The sequence below is a fragment of the Terriglobus sp. YAF25 genome, assembly GCF_052113305.1.
Lineage (GTDB): Bacteria > Acidobacteriota > Terriglobia > Terriglobales > Acidobacteriaceae > Terriglobus.
This window is the reverse complement of the sequence record NZ_JBFRCY010000218.1, coordinates 1-6253: the sequence shown is the minus strand read 5'-3', so window position 1 is coordinate 6253 and position 6253 is coordinate 1. Positions and strand designations below refer to the sequence as shown.

Sequence of the window (6253 nt, the reverse complement as noted above, 5' to 3'; positions counted from 1 at the left end):
GTGGAAGAGTGGAAGTTCATCAACAACAATAACGACGAGCATCCCATTCACATCCACGTCAACGACTTCCAGGTGATGGAGTACTACGACCCGACAACCGGCCTGCACACCGGCCCACAGCCCTGGGGGCTGGATAACGTCAACGTCCCAGCACCGACCATGCAGGTTGACGAGACCGTCATTCAACCCGGCATTCTCTCTTTCCGCACGCGCTTTGACGACTACGCCGGCCTCTTTGTCATGCACTGTCACCGCCTCAATCACGAAGACAACGGCCTGATGGCCCTCGTGAATGTCATTCCCGCGGTCTCCACCTACGCCGTCGCCATTCCCGGGACAGGAGGTGCACCGTCCGAGGTACGCATCTTCGATGCCAAAGACGACAAGCAGATCTCCACCGTCATCCCTTTCCCCGGCTACCAGGAGAGCGTCAGTGTGGCAATGGGTGACGTCGATGGAGACGGTGTTCTCGACCTGATCGTAGGCTCCGGCAGAAACCACGTACCCGAAGTCGTCGCCTACGCGGGCGGCAACCTGGCCAGGGGACCGTTCGGTACAGAGCTGGCACGTTTTCAGCCCTTCGCCTCCAATGCAAGCAATGGTGTAACCGTCACTGCGGCGCAGATCGACGGAACCACCTCCGACAACATCATCGTCGGCTCCGGCCCCGGCATGCCGAGCGAGGTCAAAGTCTTCAGCACCAGGCTTCCCTCCTCACACGGTACGGCCCCCGCACTCTTCTCCAGCTTCAAGCCCTACGGAGACGACACCTCCGGCGTCACGCTCGCAGCGGGCATCGTCGACTTCACGACCGGACGCAACAGCATCGTCACCGCTCCCGGAGCGGGCAAGGCAGCCGAGGTCAAGGTCTTCGTCTTCTCGCTGCTCTCACCGATCGCCGGCGGAAGCCACGCGGGGATGAAGATGCCTGCCACCGATCAGCCCTCGCAGACCGCAGCCTTTTTCCCCTTCGGCAAGGACTACAAGGGAGGCGTTTCCCTTGGCGCCGGATGGCTCGCCGGTTCACTCGGCGGAGCACAGCGCATCATCGCCAGTCAGCTTACAGACAAGGGCGCCGTCAAAGTCTTCTCCAATGGATCGGCGCTGGACGGCGGTCCAGAGATGTATCTCCACAACCCGGAAGAGCATATTCACGGCGCAACCTTCCGTGAGATTGCGAGCTTCAATCCATTTCCCGGTTCCGGAGCTCAGGTAGCAACCACCAGCACCACCACAGGCGCTAACCTTCTGGTGAGCGGCGCCACGCCACAGGGAGCACGCGTTCTGAAGTTTGACTTCGAACGAGCGGACGCGAAAGCAAATATGCTGAAGCCGCTTCCGCTTGGCGAAGTTGCTCCCACAGCCGGAACACGACCGATTGTTCTGGCCGGCGACTGACGCGCACTAAGCGACACATCAAGAACAGAGACCTCAGTTCGACCAACACACTGAGAAGGACGAAATGAATGAAGGCAACTCGACGGGAATTCGTGCAGTGGGCCGTGGCAAGCGGCATCACGCTCGGCGTTTCGCGCATCGGAGCAGGCCAGACAGCGGCAACTCCGCCCGGCTTCACGGCGCACGAGACCCTGCCAGGACGCGGCAAGTGGACGCCGGAGTTCGGGCGCATCGACGGCGTCGCCAAAGCCACCGGAGCAAAGCTCTACGCCTCAGACTTTCGCGCAGCCGACCTTCCCGGCTGGCCCTCTGAGACATCGCATGCGCTGCTGGTCCGTTGTGCCGATGCAACCCATATCTATGAAGGTTTCGATCTCGCCCGTCTAAGCAAGATCGCCAGGCCGGCCGTCGTGGTTACCGCTGACGACGTGAAACACGCCAAAGTCCGCGTGCCTGCCTTCTACGAAGGCGATCTCTTCTGCCCTGCCGGCAAGACACCCACCTATCTGGGCCAGCCGGTCGCGCTGCTCATCTTCGAGAAGTTCGACGCCTTCGATCAGGCGCGCCTCGCCCTGCGCGACGGTCAATTCCTCAGATTCGGTAAAGAGACCGGCCCTGTCGAGGGTTCCAACTATGGAGCCTTCCGCTTTACCCGGGTCGCCGGCCCCACACCCGATGATCCGGACGTCTACTCCCCCATGCAGGCAGGCTGGATCAGTCCCGGCTTCCTTGAAAGCTCCGGCCGTCCCATCTGGAAACCTCTGCCCGTCGCCAAAGGCGGCGAGTACGTCAAAGGCGCGACCTTCGGTGACGAGATCCGCAAAGGGCTCGCGAACAAAGACGCCGGCCTGCTCGTGCTCGACCGCGAATTCGAAACCCAGTCCGTCGATCCCGTGTTCCTTGAGCCGGAGTGCGGCCTTGCCTGGTATGACACCTCCGCCCAAAAGCTGGAAACAGTGCTTGGCGTGCAGTCTCCCTTTGAGACCACCGAATCGCTCGCCTTTCTTCTCGGCGAAGCGAGCTCCGGGTTCAAGCCCAAGGTCATCGATGCCCAGTTTGCCTACGTGGGCGGAGGCTTCGGCGGCCGCGATCACACGCCGTTCCCACTCTACGTCACACTCGCCGGCATGTTCTATCCCGGCCACGCCGTACGTCTTGCCCATGACCGCTTCCAGCAGTTTCAGGGAGGCACCAAACGCCACGCCTTCAAGATGCGCTCGCAGATCGGCATCGATCGCGCTTCCGGAAAGATTACGGCCTTCGCCGCCGATCATGTCCTCGATGGCGGCGGCATGATGAACTACTCCCCCAGCGTCGCCACCGTCGGCGCGACTGGAGCCCTGGGCATCTACGACGTGCCGAAGGTCGACGTCACCACCGTTGCGATGCACACTCGCGGCGTTACTGCCGGCTCCATGCGCGGCTATGGAACGCTGCAGACGATGACGGCGCTCGAAACTCTGATCGATGAGGTTGCCTGCGCGCTTCCGATGGATCCCATCGAGTTCCGCCGCCGCAATGCTCTTGCGCCAGGCGGACGCATCATGACCGGTCATGCCTACTCTGTTTCCACACGCACCAGAGAGATCCTCAGCAAGCTGGAAAAGCACCCCGTCTGGATCAAGCGTGCCGAGAAGAAGACACAGGCGAAGCCCGGCTTCCTGGTCGGTACAGGAGTTGCCATTGCCACCAAAGACTACGGATCAGGTGCGGACTGTTCTCTTGGACGCGTCGAGATTAGCCCCGAGGGCCGCATCTCCATCCACTGCGATGCCGTCGAGATGGGCAACGGCATCGGAACAGCGCTGGCGAATCGCGTCGCCCTGCATCTCGGCGGACGCGCCGACGAGGTCACGGTCGCACAGGTCGATGCCTTTGACGCTCTGGAACTGGTGAAGACCGGCGATCCCTTCACGATGACCCAGGCCGCACAGGACGAAGGAGAGAAGAACCCACGATGGGTACCGGAGATCAGCTCTCCGACCAGCGCCTCCATCGGAGCACACGTGGGCACACAGGCCGCCGCTGAAGCCGCACGCATCCTCTACCGCTTCGGCCTGTGGCCCGCGGCCATCGCGCTGTGGGGTATCGCTCCCAACGATCCGCGGGCAAAGCAGTCGGATGAGGCCTACTGGCAAGACGACATTCTCATCATGACCGGCCTCGATCCTCTGCCTCTCAAGAAGATCGCCGCCAAAGCCCACGCGATGAAGCTCGTTACCGGCGTTATGGCGCATGCCTTCTCTCGCTGGGCATGGGCTCAGGCCACCTTTGCAATCAATGGTGAAAGCTGGACAGCCGATATCGACGCCCTCGCCGTTCGTTACGCCGGTGACAGCTTCACCTGTCTCAACCGCAGCTCCGTTGCCTTTCCGCCCACGGACTACAACCGCATTGGCGTTGCATTCTCGTCAAGCTGCGGAACGCTGGTTCGCGTCGAGATCGAACGCACTACGGGCAAGCTGCGCATCGCCAAAGCTTATAGCGCTCTTGAATGCGGTCAGGCACTGGTCCCCGAGGTCGTGGTCGGACAATCACAGGGAGGTTTCGCCATGGGCGTCGGATACGCCCTTATGGAGACGCTGCCTCCGTTTGAAGATGGACCAGGCAACGGACAGTGGAACCTTGGTCAATACCGCATCGCTCGCGGATCCGATCTTCCCTTGCACGATCTCGAAATCGAGATCCTTCCGCCACTTCCCAAAGAGCCGCCCAAGGGCATGGCCGAGGTCGTCATGATCCCGGTCGTTCCCGCGCTCCTGAACGCAATCTTCGACGCGACCGGCCATCGCTTCCGCTCGCTGCCGGTCACCCAAACCATGATCAAGGATGCCCTCGCATGACAACTCTCGCCCTTACGATCAATGGCCGCGCTTATGGCCCCATCGAGGTACGCGACGACCTGACCATGAACGACTTCCTGCGCGAATACCTTGGCATGACCGGCACGAAGTATGGCTGCGGCGCTGCTCAGTGCCTGAGCTGCGCCGTCATCGTCGATCGGCCCGACGGCACCAGCCACACCAATCCCACCTGCATCGTTCCCGCCTCCAGCTTCAACGGCAAAACGATACGCACGATCGAAGGGCACGCGAAGAACGGCGAGCTCACCATCCTGCAGAAGACCTTCATTGAGCACTTCGCCTTTCAGTGCGGCTACTGCACGCCAGGATTTCTCAACGAGGGCCAGGTGCTTCTCGAACGGCTCGAAAAGACTCCCGTAGCCCACGCAGATCTCGATTCCACCATCGGCGAAGCCCTCGACGGGCATCTTTGCCGGTGTACCGGCTATGTGAAGTATCACGAAGCCGTCCGCGCCGCCGTTCTAACAGAACCCGCCCGCTTCCTGAAAGACGGTGCTCAATGAAGATCGACTGGCGTCTTCTTGCAATTGCCATTACGTTGACGCTTATCGGCATCGTCAGATCCGCAGCCGCGGCAGCCGACAAACCTGCGGCTGCAGGCGATGCCAATACACTTGCCTCTCCGAAGAGCTTCGCCTCCATTGCCGATCCGCAGAAGCGTTCAGCCGCATACTTCACCGAACTGAGCAAGGTGCTCACCCACCAGCGCTGCGTCAACTGCCATCCCTCGGGCGAGAGCCCACGCCAGGGAGATAGCCGCCGCCTGCATCAACCTGTGGTCGTTCGCGGCGTTGACGGCTACGGCCGCGAGAATATGCGGTGCGGCACCTGCCACACCAACGCCAACTTCGAACAGGGCCGCATCCCTGGCAATGCCCACTGGCATCTTGCGCCGGCCGAGATGGCCTGGGAGGGCAAAACGCCCGCAGAGATATGCCTGCAGATCAAAGACCCGAAGCGCAACGGCAACCGTTCACTGAACGACCTGATCGATCACATCGGCAAAGACTCCCTCGTCGGATGGGCATGGAACCCCGGCTATGGCCGGAAACCCGCCCCAGGAACGCAACAGCAGGCCGGCGAGCTGGTGGAGGCCTGGGCAAAATCCGGCGCCGCCTGCCCGCAATAGCGAGACCGTCGGTTTAAAGCGCTGAAGGCGCGTTCTATACCAGCCTGGGGCAACGCCCCAGGTACGGGGACAGGAAAGCGGTATGAGGGCTGAAGGCCCGATCTATAATCCCCAATCRTCACAAACGAAATGGTTCTTGAAATTGTTGGTGTGCCTATCGAAACGATACGGTCGGATTGACGACCTTTATATAGGGCGGGCCTTCAGCCCTTTAACATCTTGTGGGCACGGAAACCTGGGGCGTTGCCCCAGGCTGGTATAGGGCGCGCCTTCAGCGCTTGAATCACCGGCTCGAGACACCGCCGTGAAACACCAAACTAAAACGGCCTTCGACTCGACCTGAGTTAGTTCGCTAAACCGATTCTCTGGTCCTCTGCCTCGCGAAGCTTCTCTGCTGAGGCTTCCCGAAGCTCCGCTGCTTTCGCTTTCGCGGTGCGTGCCTGGTCGATCTGTCCAATCGAATAGTAGAACTCAGACAACGCATTATAGGGAGCGTCCGATTCGGGGTACTTCGCGATGGCGCTCTTGATCAGCTCCTCGCCTCTCTGAGGCGCGCCGCAGGAGAACTCCCATCTTGCTTCCAGCTCCGTCACGCCGTCGGCCGATCGCCCAGACGCACGCTGCGGATGACCTGCAATCTGCTTCCAGCGGCCTTTCCAGCGGTCGCACAGAACCTTAGCTTCAGCCGGACGGGCGAGATGTGTCAGCGATCGCGCAAGCCCAAGATCGATCAGATACGCGGAGAATTCGGAAGCAGCCTGATTCTGCCTGACGATCGACGTGGCCAATTGGTACGTCACCGCTGCATTCTGAAACTTCCCGGCTGCCTCTTCCAGCAGGGCGTGATCGATCGCCTCGGTAT

The 6253-nt window shown here is 61.1% G+C and carries 5 protein-coding genes; 4 read left to right on the top strand and 1 reads right to left on the bottom strand.

Going from position 1 to position 6253, the window contains the following annotated elements; genetic code table 11:
• The 4 genes from AB4043_RS11015 to AB4043_RS11000 form a co-directional block, all read left to right on the top strand.
• Nucleotides 1-1398, top strand: a 1398-nt coding sequence (locus AB4043_RS11015) for a multicopper oxidase domain-containing protein (protein ID WP_442307057.1), incomplete at its 5' end; no start/stop codon positions are given.
• A 68-nt stretch (nt 1399-1466) separates the two neighbouring features.
• Nucleotides 1467-4241 carry a xanthine dehydrogenase family protein molybdopterin-binding subunit gene (locus AB4043_RS11010; protein WP_442302897.1) on the top strand — a complete coding sequence of 925 codons (2775 nt, stop codon included), beginning with the start codon at nt 1467-1469 and terminating at the stop codon, nt 4239-4241.
• A complete protein-coding gene (locus tag AB4043_RS11005; RefSeq protein ID WP_442302896.1) occupies nt 4238-4765 on the top strand; it encodes a (2Fe-2S)-binding protein in 528 nt (175 codons plus the stop codon). Before AB4043_RS11010 ends, AB4043_RS11005 begins: the two co-directional genes overlap by 4 nt.
• Nucleotides 4762-5391, top strand: a complete 630-nt coding sequence (locus AB4043_RS11000; protein WP_442302895.1) for a hypothetical protein — start codon at nt 4762-4764, stop codon at nt 5389-5391. Before AB4043_RS11005 ends, AB4043_RS11000 begins: the two co-directional genes overlap by 4 nt.
• A 344-nt stretch (nt 5392-5735) precedes the next feature.
• Here the strand turns inward: AB4043_RS11000 and AB4043_RS10995 are convergent.
• The coding region (locus tag AB4043_RS10995; protein WP_442307056.1) for a hypothetical protein at nt 5736-6253 on the bottom strand (518 nt) is incomplete at its 5' end.

Bases quoted from the DNA above. Each gene is read 5' to 3' on its own strand.
- AB4043_RS11000 (WP_442302895.1), top strand. From the start codon at position 4,762: ATGAAGATCGACTGGCGTCTTCTTGCAATTGCCATTACGTTGACGCTT.
- AB4043_RS11010 (WP_442302897.1), top strand. From the start codon at position 1,467: ATGAAGGCAACTCGACGGGAATTCGTGCAGTGGGCCGTGGCAAGCGGC.
- AB4043_RS11005 (WP_442302896.1), top strand. From the start codon at position 4,238: ATGACAACTCTCGCCCTTACGATCAATGGCCGCGCTTATGGCCCCATC.